The organism is Pseudomonas sp. CFBP 8770 (assembly GCF_014841705.1).
Lineage (GTDB): Bacteria > Pseudomonadota > Gammaproteobacteria > Pseudomonadales > Pseudomonadaceae > Aquipseudomonas.
The window spans coordinates 86,262-102,813 of the sequence record NZ_JACYUL010000001.1; the positions used below are offsets into that span (position 1 = coordinate 86,262).

At 63.5% G+C, this 16,552-nt stretch carries 12 protein-coding genes and 4 tRNA genes; 8 read left to right on the top strand and 8 right to left on the bottom strand.

Annotated elements, in window-relative coordinates; translation table 11 throughout:
- Nucleotides 1-2: 2 nt before the first annotated feature.
- From IFT98_RS00355 to IFT98_RS00365, 3 genes are all read right to left on the bottom strand, one after another.
- A complete protein-coding gene (locus IFT98_RS00355; RefSeq protein ID WP_192049869.1) occupies nt 3-4,295 on the bottom strand; it encodes a DEAD/DEAH box helicase in 4,293 nt (1,430 codons plus the stop codon).
- Nucleotides 4,296-4,409: 114 nt separating this feature from the next.
- A complete protein-coding gene (gene htpX, locus IFT98_RS00360) occupies nt 4,410-5,297 on the bottom strand; it encodes a protease HtpX (protein ID WP_043187206.1) in 888 nt (295 codons plus the stop codon).
- 129 nt (nt 5,298-5,426) lie between these two features.
- A complete protein-coding gene (locus IFT98_RS00365) occupies nt 5,427-6,638 on the bottom strand; it encodes a pyridoxal phosphate-dependent aminotransferase (RefSeq protein ID WP_122479716.1) in 1,212 nt (403 codons plus the stop codon).
- Nucleotides 6,639-6,802: 164 nt separating this feature from the next.
- Between IFT98_RS00365 and msrB the strand changes: the two genes are divergently transcribed.
- Nucleotides 6,803-7,210, top strand: a complete 408-nt coding sequence (msrB, locus tag IFT98_RS00370; RefSeq protein ID WP_122479301.1) for a peptide-methionine (R)-S-oxide reductase MsrB — start codon at nt 6,803-6,805, stop codon at nt 7,208-7,210.
- Nucleotides 7,211-7,230: 20 nt separating this feature from the next.
- On the top strand, nt 7,231-7,713 hold the full coding sequence (locus IFT98_RS00375) for a glutathione peroxidase (RefSeq protein ID WP_122713285.1): 483 nt from the start codon (nt 7,231-7,233) through the stop codon (nt 7,711-7,713).
- A gap of 9 nt (nt 7,714-7,722) precedes the next feature.
- On the opposite strand, the gene IFT98_RS00380 is transcribed toward IFT98_RS00375, so the two are convergent.
- The gene (locus tag IFT98_RS00380) at nt 7,723-10,032 is read right to left on the bottom strand and encodes a response regulator (RefSeq protein WP_122713284.1); all 2,310 of its coding nucleotides are present in this window, start codon (nt 10,030-10,032) and stop codon (nt 7,723-7,725) included.
- A gap of 126 nt (nt 10,033-10,158) precedes the next feature.
- On the opposite strand from IFT98_RS00380, the gene IFT98_RS00385 reads away from it, so the two are divergent.
- Both IFT98_RS00385 and IFT98_RS00390 read left to right on the top strand, forming a co-directional pair.
- On the top strand, nt 10,159-11,049 hold the full coding sequence (locus tag IFT98_RS00385; protein ID WP_122713283.1) for a DUF815 domain-containing protein: 891 nt from the start codon (nt 10,159-10,161) through the stop codon (nt 11,047-11,049).
- Nucleotides 11,046-11,537: a GAF domain-containing protein gene (locus tag IFT98_RS00390; RefSeq protein ID WP_192049867.1), complete on the top strand. Its 492-nt coding sequence runs from the start codon at nt 11,046-11,048 to the stop codon at nt 11,535-11,537. Before IFT98_RS00385 ends, IFT98_RS00390 begins: the two co-directional genes overlap by 4 nt.
- 13 nt (nt 11,538-11,550) lie before the next feature.
- On the opposite strand, the gene IFT98_RS00395 is transcribed toward IFT98_RS00390, so the two are convergent.
- The gene (locus IFT98_RS00395) at nt 11,551-12,321 is read right to left on the bottom strand and encodes a hypothetical protein (RefSeq protein ID WP_192049865.1); all 771 of its coding nucleotides are present in this window, start codon (nt 12,319-12,321) and stop codon (nt 11,551-11,553) included.
- 330 nt (nt 12,322-12,651) lie between these two features.
- Here IFT98_RS00395 and IFT98_RS00400 point away from each other — a divergent pair.
- The 4 genes from IFT98_RS00400 (at nt 12,652) to IFT98_RS00415 (ending at nt 13,062) form a co-directional block, all read left to right on the top strand.
- A tRNA-Glu gene (locus IFT98_RS00400) sits at nt 12,652-12,727 on the top strand.
- Between the two features lie 2 nt (nt 12,728-12,729).
- Nucleotides 12,730-12,805, top strand: a tRNA-Gly gene (locus tag IFT98_RS00405).
- 103 nt (nt 12,806-12,908) lie between these two features.
- Nucleotides 12,909-12,984, top strand: a tRNA-Glu gene (locus IFT98_RS00410).
- Between the two features lie 2 nt (nt 12,985-12,986).
- A tRNA-Gly gene (locus IFT98_RS00415) sits at nt 12,987-13,062 on the top strand.
- A gap of 149 nt (nt 13,063-13,211) precedes the next feature.
- On the opposite strand, the gene IFT98_RS00420 is transcribed toward IFT98_RS00415, so the two are convergent.
- From IFT98_RS00420 to IFT98_RS00430, 3 genes are all read right to left on the bottom strand, one after another.
- The gene (locus IFT98_RS00420) at nt 13,212-14,078 is read right to left on the bottom strand and encodes a TauD/TfdA dioxygenase family protein (RefSeq protein ID WP_192049863.1); all 867 of its coding nucleotides are present in this window, start codon (nt 14,076-14,078) and stop codon (nt 13,212-13,214) included.
- A gap of 62 nt (nt 14,079-14,140) precedes the next feature.
- Nucleotides 14,141-15,475 (bottom strand): LLM class flavin-dependent oxidoreductase, encoded by a 1,335-nt coding sequence (locus IFT98_RS00425; RefSeq protein ID WP_192049861.1) that lies wholly within the window; start codon nt 15,473-15,475, stop codon nt 14,141-14,143.
- Nucleotides 15,476-15,487: 12 nt separating this feature from the next.
- A complete protein-coding gene (locus IFT98_RS00430) occupies nt 15,488-16,465 on the bottom strand; it encodes an ABC transporter substrate-binding protein (RefSeq protein WP_192049859.1) in 978 nt (325 codons plus the stop codon).
- Nucleotides 16,466-16,552 lie beyond the last annotated feature (87 nt).

The following is a 16,552-nucleotide window of genomic DNA, read 5'->3' on the forward strand; positions in this document are numbered from 1 at the left end:
TGCTACAGGGATGGATGGATCAGTTGTCGGCGCATTTCCGTGGTTTCTTCGCTCCAGTAGACCGGTTTGCCTGCGATCAATGCCGCCACGGGGAGCCCGTCGCGGTATAGCACGCGGTTGCCGGGTAGCGCTGGCACGGTTTTCTGAATCTGCAGGGGGTCGGCTCCCGGCAATGGCAGCAGGGTGCCGACCAGATTCAACGGGTCGCTGGCCGTGATCGATACCAGGGTGCCATCGACCGCTCGCTTGCGCACCTCGCGCAAGGCTGGAATGGCCTCTGGCAGTGCGAACTGCTCACCTGACAAACCATCGATGAAACGCCCCCCGCGGATCTGCCCACGCGCCTCCAGGCGCTGCAGTGCACGCAACAGCTCGCGCCAGCTGGGCAGCCAGTCGGCTTCGCGTTGCAGCAAACGCCAGAAGACCACGCCGTAGCGGCGCAGCAGCACCAGGGCGATCTGTTCCACGGCTTCCTCGGGCGCGCAACCAGGCGCCTGCAGCAGGGCCCAGCGCCCGGCATCGTCCATGCCACCGATAAACGCGCCACGACCGCGGCGACTGCTGCGCGCCTGGCGCTTGCCAGCCGGGGTGATCAGTGCGCGCAGGCCAGCGAAACTGTCGGCGTTCACGCGACCTGCGGCGACCAGCTCCTGCAGGGCGTTCTCGGCTTCCGTGCGCAGCAGGCGTGTCTGGTGGACCAGATCATCGAAAAACATGGCGCCCTGCGCAGCCAGGGTCTGCTCGACCTTTTGCGCACGCATGGACAGTTCCAGCGGCTGGACTGCCGCAGCCAAGCTGCGCCACACAGCCAGGCGCGCGCGCGGCAGCAGCACGATCGGCGTGTTGCGCAGGGTCGCGCCCTTGCCGCTGCTGGCCAGCCGCGCCCAGACCGTCTTGCCGCTGCGGCTGGCGCGGTCCAGCCACGACGGATCGTATCCGCGCAGACGAGCCGGCAGCAGGTCGTTCTCCCAGGCGCTGGCTGGCGCGCTGTAGCCTTCGAGCTGGTCGAGCAGTCGGCTCATTGCCGCTTCGCCTTGCAGGCGCGTAGCGGGCGCAAGGCACTGCCAGTCGAGGAGAAAGCGCATGAACACCTGCAGGCTGACCGGTTCGATCTCACGCCGCAGTCGCTTCACCGTATACCGATGGATACGCGCCAGCAGGTGCCGTTCGCACCACTGGGTTTCCTCGATGTGGGCGAGAAACCGGCCGCGCATGACGTAGCCCTGGGTTTCCAAGGCGAGCAGGGCTTGTTCGACGAGTGCGGGATGCAGGTTCAGTGGGGCGGCAATCTCACCCAGCCGCTGCGGGCCGAACCCGCTCAAGCGGGCGCGGATCAGTTCCAGTGTCGCTTCTTGCTTCGTCCACGTCTGCGCCAGGTGTGCGGGCATCTGTAGTGCCGGCGACAGCTCGGCGCCCCCATAGATGGCCTGCAGGCAGGCCGCTCGTTCCAGGGCCAGCCACACGTGGCCGCCGTCGCCCAGCGTCAGGCGCGCTGCGCGACCCGTACGGGCCAAGGCCTTCAGCAGCGGTAGCTCGCTGGCCCCAACCTCGCGTTCAGCCCACGCACCCAGGCTCATCAACGCCTCATGCATCTCGTCGCTGCTGACCGGGGAGGGCGATGCCTCGGCGGCCACCGCCTTGATGGCATCCTCGTCCAGTTCGCCCATGTCGTCTGCCGTGCGGGGTTCGTCCCAGCGCCTGTTCAGTACCGCTTGGGTACGTCGCTCTTCCAGCGGTGCGTCATCGAGAAACGCATAGGGCCTGGCATTGAGGATCGCTGCCGCCAGCGGCGAAGGGCGGGGCAGATCACGCTGGATGAGGCTGATCCGACCGGTTTCGATGCGCCGCAGCACGGCCAGCCAACCTTCGCTGTCCATGGCATCGTGCAGGCAATCGTCGAGGGTTTGCGTAACCAGCGGGTGATCGGGAATCTCCCGCTCGCCGACGATGTTCTCCAGGCAGGCGATCTGGTCCGGGAATACCGTGGCGATCAGGTCCTCGCTTTTCATTCGCTGGAGCTGCGGGGCGACCTTGTGGCCGCCGCTGTAGCGGGGCAGGGCCAGGGCCGTGGCGGCGTTCCAGCGCCAGCGCACGCCGAACAGCGGTGCGTCGAGCAGCGCCTGGGTCAATATCGATTCGGCGCTGTTGCTGTGCAGGTAGTGCCAGACGTCCTCCAGCGCAAAGCTGTGGCTGGTCGACAACGACAGCACGATGGCATCTTCGCTGGCCGCTGCTTGCAGCTCGAAATTGAACGTGCGACAGAAGCGCTTGCGCAAGGCCAGGCCCCAGGCCCGGTTGATGCGGCTACCGAATGGCGTGTGGATGACCAGCTGCGTCGCGCCCGAGGCATCGAAGAAACGCTCCATGATCAACGTGTCCTGAGAGGGCAGCGCGCCAAGCGCCTCGCGCGTACGCGCGAGGTAGTCGAGCAGTTGTTCGGCGCTGTCCCGTCCCAGGTCGAGCGCGTCCTGCAACCAGGGCAGCACGGGCTCGGGTAGCCCGTCACCGAGCGCCAGGCGCTGGTCTATCGAGGCCTGCAAGCGCGCCACGCCGGCAGACAGCTCGGCGCTGCGTCCGGGCATCTCCCCGAGCCAGAAGGGGATGTTAGGCGCCTGACCGTGGGCATCTTCGACCCGCACCTTGCCGCCTTCGATGCGCAGGATGCGGTAGGAGCGATTGCCCAGCTGGAAGATATCGCCGGCCAGGCTTTCCACGGCAAAATCCTCGTTGACGCTGCCGATGCTCAACGCCTGGGGCTCCAGCAGGACCGCGTAGTCGGCGTTGTCGGCGATGGCGCCTCCGCTGGTGACCGCAGTCAACTTGCTGCCGCGCCGGCCGCGCAGGCTCTGGGTGAGCGCATCACGGTGCAGATAGGCGGCGCGCACGCCCTGACGCCCGCTGTAACCTTCGGCCAGCATGCGCAGCAATGCTTCATAGCGTGTGGCGTCCAATGCCGCATAGGGCGTTGCCTGGCGGAACATCTGCAGCAACGCCTGCTCCGGCCATTCCTGGCAGCTGACCTCGGCGATGATCTGCTGGGCCAATACGTCCAGCGGCGCCTGGGGAATGCGCAGGATATCCAGTTCGCCGCGGCGCACGCAGTCCAGCAACGCCACGCATTCGATAAGGTCGTCCCGAGAGGTTGCAAACAGGCGGCCCTTGGGAATACCACCGACGTGGTGGCCCGAACGGCCTACCCGTTGCAGAAACGCTGAAATGGAGCCGGGCGAGCCGATCTGGCAGACCAGGTCGACGTTACCGATATCGATGCCCAACTCCAGCGAGGCGGTGGCGACCAGCACTTGCAGGTCGCCACGCTTGAGCCGTTGTTCGGCATCCAGACGCTGCTCTTTCGCCAGGCTGCCGTGGTGGGCCGCCACCTGCTCGCGCCCGAGCCGCTCGCTCAGATGGCGCGCCAGGCGCTCGGCCAGGCGCCGGGTATTGACGAACACCAGGGTGGTTCGATGCGCCTGTGCAAGTTCGGCCAGGCGGTTGTAGACCAACTCCCAGACGTCATTGGGCATGACCGCCGCAAGCGGCACCGCGGGCACTTCGATGGCCAGGTCGCGGGGGCGGGCATGACCGATGTCGACGATCGAACACACCCGCTGCGCCCCGACCAGGAACTGCGCCACCTGAGCGATCGGCTTTTGCGTGGCGGACAGGCCGATACGGCGCAGCGGCTTGCTGCACAGTGCCTGCAGGCGCTCCAGGCTCAAGGCCAGATGGCTGCCGCGCTTGCTGCCGGCCACTGCATGGATCTCATCGACGATCACCGTGCCGACATCCGCAAGCATGCGTCGGCCGGAGTCGGATCCGAGCAGTACATAGAGCGATTCGGGCGTGGTGACCAGGATGTGCGGAGGGTGCCGGCGCATGGCGGCCCGCTCTTTCTGCGGCGTATCGCCGGTACGCACTCCGGCGACGATTGTCAGCGCAGGTAGATCCATGCCGGCCAGTTGCTCGGCTATGCCCTGCAGCGGGCGTTGCAGGTTCAGCTGGATGTCGTTGGACAGGGCCTTGAGCGGCGAGACGTACAGCACCAGAGTGCGTTGCGCCAGTTGGCCTCCTTGCGCGAGGCCCAGCTGCACCAACTCGTCGAGAACGGCGAGAAATGCCGTCAGGGTCTTGCCCGAGCCCGTGGGTGCGGCGATCAGGGTCGAGTGCCCTTGCTGGATCAACGGCCAGGCCTGGGCCTGAGCGGGAGTGACGGCAGCAAATTGCCGGCGGAACCAGGCGCTTACTGCCGGATGGAAGTTGGCCAGTGCCGAATCGTGTTGTGCAGGTAGGTTCATGATCTATTGATGGGGAACGCGCAGCGAAGTTGCAACCGGCAGGGGGCCGCAGGTGCATTGCCGCAACCCACAAAAAAGGGCGACTCGCGTCGCCCCCGATCAAGCCGGTTGCATTCAACCGCGACGGCGCAGCGCTTCGATACGGTCTTCCAGTGGCGGGTGGGTCATGAGCAGGCCGGCCAGGCCATGCTTGAGGCCACCGTTGATGCCGAAGGCGTTCAGCGAGTCGGGCATCTGCACGGGAACGCCCTGCTCGGAGCGCAGGCGCTGCAGCGCACCGATCATCGCGTTGGTGCCGGCCAGCCGGGCACCGGCTTCGTCGGCGCGGAACTCGCGGCGGCGCGAGAACCACATGACGATGACGCTGGCCAGGATACCCAGCACCAGTTCGGCAACGATGGTCGCGATGTAGTAGGCGATGCCCTGCCCTTGCTCGTTCTTGAAGATCACCTTGTCGACGAAGTTGCCGATGATTCGTGCGAAGAACATTACGAAGGTGTTCACCACGCCCTGCACCAGCGCCAGGGTGACCATGTCGCCGTTGGCCACGTGGCCGATCTCGTGGGCCAGCACCGCCTTGACCTCATCGGGCGAGAAACGCTCGAGCAGGCCCTGGCTGACGGCCACCAGCGCGTCGTTCTTGTTCCAGCCGGTGGCGAAGGCGTTGGCCTCGTAGGCCGGGAAGATGCCGACTTCGGGCATCTTGATGCCTGCCTCGCGCGACAGCTCCTCGACGGTCTGCAGCAGCCATTGTTCGTGACGGGTGCGCGGTTGGGTGATGATCTGCGTGCCGGTGCTCATCTTCGCCATCCACTTGGAGATGAACAGCGAGAACAGCGAGCCGGCGAAGCCGAACACGGCGCAGAAGATCAGCAGCTGATTGAGGTTCAGATCCACCCCGTTGGCCGCCATGAACCCATTGAAGCCAAACAGGCTCAGGGTAATGCTGGCAATCAGCACAACCGCAAGGTTAGTGGCCAGAAACAGCAAGATGCGCATCATGGTTGTAACGTTCTCCTGACGGATAGAAGTGTTGCGTATGCGGTATATAAGGCCCGAGCCCGGTCGATTCAACCGGGGGACTATTTCAAACTGTGTATATGCGCACGGACACTTGAATACGTTCGGTTTTTACTGGCGATAATTCTTCAGGAAGCGACCGATGCGACCGATGGCCTGCTCGAGGTCGTCGACGCGCGGCAGCGTCACCACCCGGAAATGGTCCGGGTTGGGCCAGTTGAACGCAGTGCCCTGGACCACCAGCAGCTTTTCCGACAACAGCAGGTCGAGCACGAACTTCTCGTCGTTGAGGATCGGGCAGACCTTGGGATCGATGCGCGGGAAGGCGTAAAGCGCGCCCATGGGCTTGACGCAACTGACGCCGGGAATGTCGTTGAGCAGCTCCCAGGTGCGGTTGCGCTGCTCCAGCAGGCGACCGTTGGGCAGGACCAGGTCGTTGATGCTCTGGTAGCCGCCCAGTGCGGTTTGGATCGCGTGCTGGCTGGGTACGTTGGCGCACAGGCGCATGTTGGCGAGGATGTCGATGCCCTCGATGTAGCTCTGGGCGTTGTGCTTGGGCCCTGAAATGGCGATCCAGCCGGAGCGGAAACCGGCCACGCGGTAGGATTTGGACAGGCCGTTGAAGGTCAGGCACAACAGGTCCGGGGCCAGCGATGCCGTACAGATGTGTACGGCATCGTCGTAGAGGATCTTGTCGTAGATCTCATCGGAGAACACCACCAGATTGTGCTGGCGAGCGATTTCCAGCATGCCCAGCAGCACTTCCCTGGAATACACGGCGCCGGTGGGGTTGTTCGGATTGATGATCACCATGGCCTTGGTGTTGGGGGTGATCTTGGCCTTGATGTCGTCCAGGTCTGGCCACCAGTTGGCCTGCTCGTCGCACAGGTAGTGCACGGCATGGCCACCGGCGAGGCTGACCGACGCCGTCCAGAGTGGGTAGTCGGGGGCCGGGATCAGCACTTCGTCGCCGTTGTTGAGCAAGGCCTGCAGCGACATGACGATCAGCTCGGAGACGCCGTTGCCCAGGTAGATGTCCTCGATGCCGACCCCTTCCACCTGCTTCTGCTGGTAGTACTGCATGACCGCCTTGCGCGCACTGAACAGGCCCTTGGAGTCACTGTAGCCCTGGGCGGTGGGCAGGTTGCGGATGACATCCTGAAGGATTTCCACGGGGGCCTCGAAACCGAACGGCGCCGGGTTGCCGATGTTCAGCTTGAGGATGCGGTGGCCTTCCTCTTCCAGGCGCTTGGCGTGCTTGAGCACCGGCCCGCGTATGTCATAGCAGACGTTGGCGAGCTTGTTCGATTTGCTGAACTGCATGGTGAGGTCCCGAAAGATGGCAAGGCCCGCGCCGGCCCTGATGATGAAAAAAACGAATCGCTGCAACGCGGGTGACAGATTGCTGTCCAAAGGCGCAATCATACGTGCCGCCTGATCGTTGCAAAAGATACAGATCGGGCTTTTTGAACTGCCGAGGTGTACCGATGGGCAAGCTCACTCGAAGCGAAGAAGAATGGAAGAAAATGCTCGATCCCGAGCAGTACAACGTCTGTCGCCTGAGCGCGACCGAGCGGCCCTTCACGGGCAAGTACAACGACTTCAAGGGTGACGGCATCTTCACCTGCGTCGGCTGCGAAGAGCCGTTGTTCGACTCGCGCAGCAAATTCGATTCCGGCTGCGGCTGGCCGAGTTTCTCCGCACCGATCGGCGAGCAGGCGATGGTCGAGATCCGCGATACCACCCACGGCATGGTCCGTACCGAGGTCAAGTGCGCCACCTGCGACTCGCACCTGGGTCACGTGTTTCCCGACGGCCCGGCCCCGACCGGCCTGCGCTACTGCATCAATTCGGTGTGCCTGGACTTCCAGCCGCGGGCCGACCAGCCGGCATGACCTCTGACAAGAAAGCGACCATGAGCAAAGACCTTCTTTCCATCCCGTGCATCACCCTGGACGGCCAGCACAAGACCATCGGCGATTTCGCCGGCAAGGTCCTGCTGGTGGTCAATACGGCCAGCCAGTGTGGCTTTACGCCACAGTACAAGGGGTTGGAGGAGCTGTGGCAGACGTATCGCAAGCAGGGCCTGGTGGTGCTGGGGTTCCCCTGCAACCAGTTCGGCAATCAGGAGCCCGGCGATACCCTGGACATCGTGCAGTTCTGCGAGAAGAACTTCGGCGTGAGCTTTCCGATGTTTCGCAAGATCGACGTCAATGGCGACCTGACCCATCCGCTGTTCGTGCAGCTGAAGAAGCGCGCACCGGGGCTGTTCGGCTCGGAGAAGGTGAAATGGAATTTCACCAAGTTTCTGGTGGCGGCCGACGGCAGTGTCAAGCGCTTCGCACCGCTGACCAAACCCGCTGCGCTGGCTCACGAGATCGAAATGGCGCTGCGCTGAGCCTGGTTGCTATTCAGGTACCCACTGGTCGATCAGCATGACCAGTTCTTCTCGGCGGAACGGCTTGGCCAGATAGTCGCTCATGCCCGCCGCGCGGCAGCGCTCGCGTTCTTCGGGCATGGCATTGGCTGTCAGCGCCACGATCGGCAGCTGCGGCCAGCGCCCGCTTCGACGAATCTGCCGACTGGCTTCGTAGCCATCCATGACCGGCATGTTGCAGTCCATCAGCACCAGGTCGAACTCGTGCTTTTCCAGCTCGCCGAGTGCCTCGCCGCCGTGCGCGGCCACGGTGACCTCGCACCCCAGCTTGCTCAGCATGCCTTTGGCCACCAGCTGATTCACCGGATTGTCCTCCACCAGTAGGATGCGTGCACGACGCTGCGCGCTGCGCCGGTTGGCCAAGTGGTCGAGCGCAGTGGGTTCATCACCCACCAGGCTGCGCCGCAACGCCTGATACAGGGCATTGCGTGCCAGCGGCCGGGCTTGTTGCTGCAACGGCATCAGCGCGTTGGCCTGCTCGGTGGGCAGGAAGTTGCCGTAGGCGGTCACCAGCAGAATCGGCGCCTGGATACCGGGACGCAGGCCGAACAGGCAGTCCAGGCTGTCGGTGACGACCAGGTCTGGAGTGATACCGGTAAGGTCCGCGCCCAGGTCGTAGCGCTGGTAATCAATGCCCCATAGCGGCAGCAGATCGTGCAACAGTTCTGCCAGGCCGCTGCCGGCGTGACCGACCAGCAACACCTGGCCACGCAGCAACGGCGGAACGTAGGCCGGACTGTGCGCCATGAGCGGCAGGTCGGCGTAGAACTGGCTACCGAAGCCGGCTTCCGAGCTGATGCTCAAGCGGCCCTGCATGGCCTCGCAAAGGTTGTTGGTCAGCGCCAGGCCCAGGCCGGTGCCGCCGAACTGCCGGGTGATGCCGGCACCGGCCTGGGTGAAGGGCTGGAAGATCTTGACCTGCGCTTCCTGGGCGATACCGATCCCAGTGTCACTGACTTCGATGCGCACGCCACCCGGACGGGTGTAGAGGCGCACGTCGACGCGGCCGAAGCGGGTGAATTTCAATGCGTTGGACAACAGGTTGCTGACGATCTGCCGCACCCGGGTCGGGTCGCCCAGGACCAGGGCGGGAAAGTGCGGATCGATCAGGCAGGTCAGCTCGACGCTGGGCGCCGCGTTCTGCGACAGCAGGTTGGCAGTGTCTTCGATCAGTGCGCCCAGATCGAAGGGGATGCGCTCCAGCTCCAACTGCCCGGCGTCGAACTTGGACAGGTCGAGGATATCGTTGAGCAATTCGACCAGCACCTTGCCCGAATCGTGCGCGATGGACAGCTGCTGACGCTGCTCGGCGTTGAGCGGGCTGTCCAGCGACAGCGCAATCATGCCCAGTAGGCCGTTGAGCGGGGTGCGAATCTCATGACTCATGTTGGCCAGGAACGAAGCGCGCGCCTGGGCCATGTCCAGCGCCGTGCGGCGGGCCTTTTCCAATTCTTCGTTGGACATGCTCAGGCGCGTATTGCTGGCCTTGAGCTCGGTGGTCCGCGCCGACACGATGTTTTCCAGCTCACCCAGGTACTCGGTCAAGCGGTTCTCGGCGCTGCGCCGCTGCTGGATCTCCGTGGCCATACTGATGAACTGCTGGTTGGCGACCTTCACCAGCACGCCGATCTCGTCGTGCTCGTGGCCGGGCGGGTAGTCAAGCCGCGCCGGCTTGGGCTGATGCGGATCGCTGCTGCTCAAGGCACGGATGACCCGGTTGAGGGGCTTGGTCAGCATCAGGTAGAAAAAGCCCAGCAGCATGCCGGTGAGCAGCGCCGTGCGCAGGAAGCCGCTGGCCAGGGTGATTTCGGCGCGGCGCAGGAAGCGGTTGCCGATGGCGAAGGTGTCGACGCTCAGTTGCAGGGTGCCGAGGCGATCGTTGGGCATGTGCGACAGAAACAGGGGGTCTTCGTACTGACGCTGGGCGTCGAAGAGTATGTCACTGAGGAAGCGGTAGCTGCTTTCCAGGCGCGGTCGCTGCACGCTGGCCAGCACGTTGCCGTTGTTGTCCGTCAGCCGCGCACCGGTGATCGACTCCGACTGCAACAGGCCCAGAGTGAGTTCCTTGGCGAGTTCGGCATCGATGTTGTAGGCGATGCGCGAGGCCGGGTTGTGACTGATCTCGAGCAGCGAGCGCATCTGCCGATCAATGGCTTCGTTGACATTGGAATAATCGATGCCGATCTGGATAACACTGAGCAAAGCCCCCAGAATGAAGCCGACCAGTACCGTCAGGCGTGCTTGTTTATAGGACAGCCGCTGGGTGAATTTTATATCCATGGGTACTGGGCCAATTTCCATTCCGTGCGCAGGGCCAAAGCATGGACCATGTGTGTGCGCCGCAGCGTGCGACGGCATGTCCGCCTTGCCGAACCTTTTACACGCAACTTGCCTTGAGGAAAAGTCGTGGACTCTCGTTTGAATGCCTTTCTTGAGCGCGCCGAATCCGTGCTGGCGCGGCTCGAGCCGTTGCTGCCCGCGCTTCGCAGCGAAATCGACTGGAATCAGTGCCTGGCGGCACGCTGGCAGCGTGAAGGTCGCAGCGGCTACCTTTTGCCGCTGGAGGTCAGCCTGGACATGCGCCTGAGCGACCTCATCGGTGTCGACCAGCAGCGCCAGCAGCTGGCGCGCAATACCCAGCAGTTCCTCGACGGCCATCCGGCCAACCACGCGCTGTTGTGGGGGTCGCGTGGCACCGGCAAATCATCGCTGGTGCGCGCGCTGCTTGCCGAACACGCGGCTGCGGGGCTGCGCCTGATCGAGATCGAGCGCGACCACCTGGCCGACCTGCCGCGGGTGGTCGAGCAGTTGCAGAAACTGCCGCAGCGTTTCGTGCTGTTTTGCGACGACCTATCGTTCGAAGCGGGCGAGGGCGACTACCGGGTGCTCAAGAGCGTGCTCGACGGTTCCCTCGAGCAGGCCCCTGACAACGTCCTGCTCTACGCCACGTCCAACCGCCGTCATCTGGTTCCCGAGCATCAGAGCGACAACGAGAACTGGTCCCGGGTCGACGGCGAGTTGCACCCCAGCGAAGCGGTCGAAGACAAGATCGCCCTGTCCGACCGGTTTGGCCTGTGGCTGTCGTTCTATCCGTTCACCCAGGAGCACTTCCTGCGTGTGGTGGAGCACTGGATCGGCGAACTCGCTCGCGACAGCGGCCTGCAATGGTCGCGTGACGAGCAACTGGATATCCTTGCCGTGCGCTGGGCGACCGGGCGGGGTAACCGCAACGGCCGCTGCGCCTATCAATTCGCCCGTTACTGGGTAGGCCTCAAACTGCTGGAGCAACAAGCATGATCGATTTGCACGCCGCAGGCGCGGGGCTGGAAGGCTACCGCATGCTGTGCGCTCAATTGCAATCGCTGTTGGCGGACGAGCGTGATTTCGTCGCCAATGCGGCGCAACTCTCGGCATTTCTATTCAACCAGGTCGACGACCTGAACTGGGCGGGCTTCTACCTCAACCGCAACGAGGAGCTGGTCCTGGGGCCCTTCCAGGGGCAGGTGGCGTGCGTGCGCATTGCGTTTGGCCGTGGCGTGTGTGGGGCCGCAGCGGCGACCCGGCAGACCCAGCGGGTCGATGACGTGCATGCGTTCCCCGGGCACATCGCCTGCGACAGCGCATCGAACAGCGAGCTGGTGATTCCGCTGGTCAAGGACGGCGTGCTGATCGGCGTACTGGATCTGGACAGTCCGCGCACGGCACGCTTCAGCGAGGCCGACCAGCAAGGCCTGGAGCAACTGGCGGCGATCTTCCTCGAAGCGACCGACTGCAGCCGCTACTGAAGCGCCAGCGTGTTCAATCGTAGTTGGTCTTCTTCTGGAACGGGTCTTCCTTCTCGTCGGCTTTCAAACCGTCGGTGAGTTCGTTGACTTCGTTCCCGGTCGGCTCCATCTGGCTGAGCACCATGGCATTGGTGCGCTTGAGCATCTTCTGCAAGTACTCCAGCTGCTCCTGGTAGAGCGCAGCATCGGGCTGCCCCTTGAGGTATTGCACACCCCGCTCGAATGCCAGTCGCGCGCGGCCCGGCTGGCCCTCTCCCAGCAGTTGCTGGCCCAGGTTGTTGAAGAATTCGATGTGCAGCAGGACCAGAATGCTACGGATCTCGCGCGCCCAGTGCTTGGTCTCGGCCGCGTTGAGAAAGCCCTCTTGGGCGGCCCGGGTGACCTGCGCATGCAGGGCTTCGAGCAGAAAGCGCACTTCCTTGGCCTGGTCTTCGGTCAAGATCGGGAAAGGCGGATTGCCGATTGCAATGTCATCGCCCTTGGCGATTTCAGCTTGCAACTCTTCGAGGCGCGTCTTTAGCGGCGCGTTCTGCCTGTCGAGCAGCAACAGGCGCTGGCTGATGTTCAGCTCGAGCCGGGTAAGCAATTGCTTGAGGGCAGGGGTCATCAGCTGACCGGGGAACGTCTCGCCGATGCGGCCGCAGCGGCGCAGGCGGTCGGTGAGCTCGAGCTTGTCGCGCGCCTTGTCCAGCTTGTTGCTCTCGACCATGTTGTTGAGCAGGCCGATGACAATAAGGATGGCGATCCCCGTTACGATGAACAGGGTGATCATGAGTGGAGTCACCGGGGAGCTCTCGAGGTTGAGTGAGGTTGAAGTGTAGGGCCGGTCTGCCGACACCGATAGCACAACACGCTGCAACGCTTTTATAGAGGTACCAGCGTTGCCTGTCACAACTATGGCGTTGTGCTATTACTAGTGTCAAAAGCTTATTCATGTCGACTTGTCTCGCTGCTTCATCGAGCATGGCCGGATGACCCGCAAAGCACGGTGAAGTCATTGATTTAAATAAATTTATAACAGGGGGTTGACGACCCTCGAAAGCATCCATAGAATGCGCGCCACTTGCAGCGTAAAGCACACAGCGAAGCGCGGCAGGGAGTGAAGTTGTAGCGTGTCCCCTTCGTCTAGTGGCCTAGGACACCGCCCTTTCACGGCGGTAACAGGGGTTCGAGTCCCCTAGGGGACGCCATTGCGGGAATAGCTCAGTTGGTAGAGCACGACCTTGCCAAGGTCGGGGTCGCGAGTTCGAGTCTCGTTTCCCGCTCCAGTTTAAGCAGTGTGGCCTTCGGGCGGCACTGAGTGAAACCAGCATCCAGTCTTCGGACATGGGTCTGGGCGCCGGAATACACACCATGTGTTTAGGTCAGCGTGTCCCCTTCGTCTAGTGGCCTAGGACACCGCCCTTTCACGGCGGTAACAGGGGTTCGAGTCCCCTAGGGGACGCCATTGCGGGAATAGCTCAGTTGGTAGAGCACGACCTTGCCAAGGTCGGGGTCGCGAGTTCGAGTCTCGTTTCCCGCTCCAAATTCAATGAAAACGCCGCTCAGAGATGAGCGGCGTTTTTGTTCGTGTGTGGTTTATGAGTCATGCACCGTGACGTGCCTTTCGCGGCCGGTGACCGCTCCTGCGCAGTAGCGCGCCGAGCGTAGGAGCGGTCATCGGCCGCGAAGGGTTCAGCGCGATTTATCCGGATCAGCCCGGCGCCGATGGGGAATGTCATCGTCGGCAATCAATACCCGTTCCATTGCCCGCGGGAAATCACCGTAGTTGTACACCGGGTAATGCAATGCCCCACGGTTGTCCCAGAACGCCACGTCCCCCGGTTGCCACTTGAAACGCACCTGGTACTCGGGGTTGCTCACTTCCTTGAGCAGCAGGCCGACGATCTCGCGGCTTTCCTCCAGTGACAGCCCAAGAATCTGCGGTGACATAGAAAAGTTGATGAACAACGCATCTTCGCCCGTCTCCGGATGCGTACGCACCAGTGGGTGCGCGAGGATCGGGTAGTTGTAGCCGACCTTGTCCAGCGCGGGTTTGAAGTTGTGGGTGACGAAGGCATTGTCGATCCGCTCGCGCAGGGCCGCCGGCAGGCTGCGGTACACCAGGCCGGTGTCGGCCCAGAGCGTATCGCCACCGCACTCGGGCAGTGACACCGCGCGTAGCACGGCGCCGAAGGTCGGCTTGAGCATCCAGCTGGTATCGGTATGCCAGCGGCCCTTGCGCGCATCGCCATAACGGTCACGGGCTTCACTTCCGAGAATCAGGTGGGCGTTGGGACGCTCGTGGTCCTGCTTCTGGGTGGTCGGATGCTGGTACAGCTCGCCGAACTGACGGGCGAACGCCAGTTGCTGGGCGGTATCGATGTGCTGGTCACGGAAGAACAACACTTTGTGCTTGAGCAGCAAGGCACGTATTTGATCACGGGCGTGCGCGTCGAGTGGGCGCCGCAGATCCACGCCCTCGATCTGCGCGCCGATGGTCGGCTCCAGCGCAGTGGCGCGGATCGCCGTGGCAGGGCGCGGTATTTTTTCGGCAAACATGGCAGATGTCCTTTGCAATCGAGTGCCGGAGCCCACGGCCACGGCGGGTGGGAAAAGGGTATTCAGGCCACTTCTTCGTTGCGGCGCGGTGTTGAGTTGCGATTGGCCGGCACCTCCAGGCCGAGGTTGTCGCGCAGGGTCAGGCCGGGGTACTCGGTGCGCAACAGGCCGCGTTGCTGAAGGATCGGCACCACGTAGCGGGTGAAGTATTCGAGGCCGTCGGGCAACAGCGAGTTGATGATGAAGCCATCGGCGGCGTTGCCTTCGAACCAGGCTTGCACGGCGTGGGCGACTTCTTCGGGCAGGCCGACGAAATCCCGATCTGGCTTGGCGAAGCGCAGCGCCACTTGGCGCAAGGTCAGGTTCTCTTCACGGGCCACGTGCTTGATACGCTCGGACGTACCCTTGTGGCTGTTGGCGCCCAGGTCGCCCAGATCGGGGAAGGCCGCGTCCAGGTCATGCCCGTTGAAGTTGTAGTCGTTGAATGGGCGGCCGAGGGCGACGATGGCGTCTTCGATGCCCACCAGGTCTGCAGCTTCCTCATAGCGGCGCTCGACCTCATCACGGTCACGGCCCACGATCGGGCTGATGCCGGGCAGGATGAACAGTTTGTCCGGGTTGCGGCCGGCCTTCGCCGCACGTTGCTTGAGGTCCTGGTAATACGCATGCGATTCGGTGAACGACTCGTGCCGGCAGAAGATCGCATCGGCGTTCTGCGCGGCGAAGTTGCGGCCGTCCTCGGAAACGCCGGCCTGGAAAATCACCGGTTGACCCTGGCGCGAGCGGGCGATGTTCAGCGGTCCCTTGACCTGGAAGAACTCGCCCTGATGGTTCAGCGCGTGCAGCTTGCTGCGGTCGAAAAACTCGCCGGTGGCCTTGTTGCGGGTGAAGGCATCGTCTTCCCACGAGTCCCACAGCCCCTTGACCACATCCACGTGCTCTCTGGCGATCTGGTAGCGCACGGCATGGGGCGGATGCTCGGCCTTGCTGAAATTGTCGGCGGTGCCGGACAGCCAGGAGGTGACCACGTTCCAGCCGGCGCGGCCGCCACTGATGTGGTCGAGCGAAGCCAATTGCCGCGCCACCTGGTAGGGCTCGGTGTAGCTGACCGTGATGGTAGCCACCAGGCCAATGTGCTCGGTAGTGGCGGCCAGCGCCGAGAGCAGGGTGAGCGGTTCGAAGCGATTGAGGTAATGCGGGCTCGAGCGTTCGTGAATGTGCAAGCTGTCGGCGATGAAGGCGAAGTCGAAGCGGGCGTCTTCGGCCAGGCGGGCCTGCTGTTGGTAGTAGCGCAGGTTGGTGCTGGCGTCGGCCAGTGCCTGCGGATGGCGCCACTCGCCCCAGCCGTGCCCCACACCGTGGATCATGGCGCCCAGTTTCAGTTGTCGTGTGCTCATGGGAATCTCCTGTTATGGCGCGCTGGCCAGTGGGGTCTGGGTGGGTGCGCGGTAGGCGTTGAAATGCTTGTCGAAACCTTGGGCAACCTTGACCGGCTGGGCCAGCACGCCTTCCTCCAGATAGATGTCGGCGGTTTGCTGAAGGTCGGCGATCACCGCGTCGGTGATCTCGGCGCGGGTGTAGCGGGTCTCGTTGACCGAGGCCAGGTGCACCGCCAAGGGCAGGCGGGTGACCTGGGCCTGGGCTGCGGCGAACTCGTTGTGGTGGATGTTGGCCCATTGGTAGGCACGTTCCAGGCGCACGACGAAGTCCTCGACCTGCGCGCGCTTGGTTTCAGTGGCTTGCTCGGTGGCGACCAGGTAGGTGTTGTTGGTCAGCAGGTCGGTGCCTTTGCGCAGGATGCGGGCGTTGCCTTGGTTCAGCGCAATGGTGGTGTAGGGGTCCCAGGTCGACCAGGCGTCGGCGTCGCCGGACTGCAGCGCGCCTTGGGCGTCGCTGGGCAGCAGGTTGACGAAAGTGATGTCGGTGGTCTTCAAACCTGCGTCGCGCAAGGCCTTGATCACCAGGAAGTGGCCGATGGAGCCACGGTTGGTGACGACGCGCTTGCCCTTGAGGTCGGCGACCGACTGCAGCGGCGAGTCCTTGGGCACCAGGATGGACGTGGTGTAGCGGCCTTCGAAATGGGTGATGCTGACGGCCTTGAGCGGCGCACCGGAACCCAGCGCGAAGACGTAGGGCGCGTCGCCCAGATAGCCCACGTCCACCGCGCCGGCGTTCAGCGCTTCGCCCAGAGGCGCGGCGGCGGCGAATTCCGAGAACTCGATGGGGTAGGGAACGTTCTTGAGCTCACCGGCGGCGGTGAGCAGAAGCTTCAGGGTGGATTTCTGATTGGCAACGCGCAGTGGCTCGAGCTTGTCGGCCCAGGCCATGGGCCCGGTGGCCAGCAGCCCCACGGCCAGGACGAAAGAAAGGACACGGGAACGGGTCATGGACAGCGACTCCTGAAGAGGGATTGAGTTACCTCCACCAGGCGAGGGGTCGGTCTGCATTCAAGCTAAAGCTCTAACGAGGCGCTG

Coding starts and splice junctions, on each gene's coding strand:
- IFT98_RS00420 (WP_192049863.1), bottom strand. CDS start 14,078: ATGTTTGCCGAAAAAATACCGCGCCCTGCCACGGCGATCCGCGCCACT.
- IFT98_RS00365 (WP_122479716.1), bottom strand. CDS start 6,638: ATGCAGTTCAGCAAATCGAACAAGCTCGCCAACGTCTGCTATGACATA.
- IFT98_RS00355 (WP_192049869.1), bottom strand. CDS start 4,295: ATGAACCTACCTGCACAACACGATTCGGCACTGGCCAACTTCCATCCG.
- IFT98_RS00425 (WP_192049861.1), bottom strand. CDS start 15,475: ATGAGCACACGACAACTGAAACTGGGCGCCATGATCCACGGTGTGGGG.
- IFT98_RS00375 (WP_122713285.1), top strand. CDS start 7,231: ATGAGCAAAGACCTTCTTTCCATCCCGTGCATCACCCTGGACGGCCAG.
- htpX (WP_043187206.1), bottom strand. CDS start 5,297: ATGATGCGCATCTTGCTGTTTCTGGCCACTAACCTTGCGGTTGTGCTG.
- IFT98_RS00390 (WP_192049867.1), top strand. CDS start 11,046: ATGATCGATTTGCACGCCGCAGGCGCGGGGCTGGAAGGCTACCGCATG.
- IFT98_RS00430 (WP_192049859.1), bottom strand. CDS start 16,465: ATGACCCGTTCCCGTGTCCTTTCTTTCGTCCTGGCCGTGGGGCTGCTG.
- IFT98_RS00380 (WP_122713284.1), bottom strand. CDS start 10,032: ATGGATATAAAATTCACCCAGCGGCTGTCCTATAAACAAGCACGCCTG.
- msrB (WP_122479301.1), top strand. CDS start 6,803: ATGGGCAAGCTCACTCGAAGCGAAGAAGAATGGAAGAAAATGCTCGAT.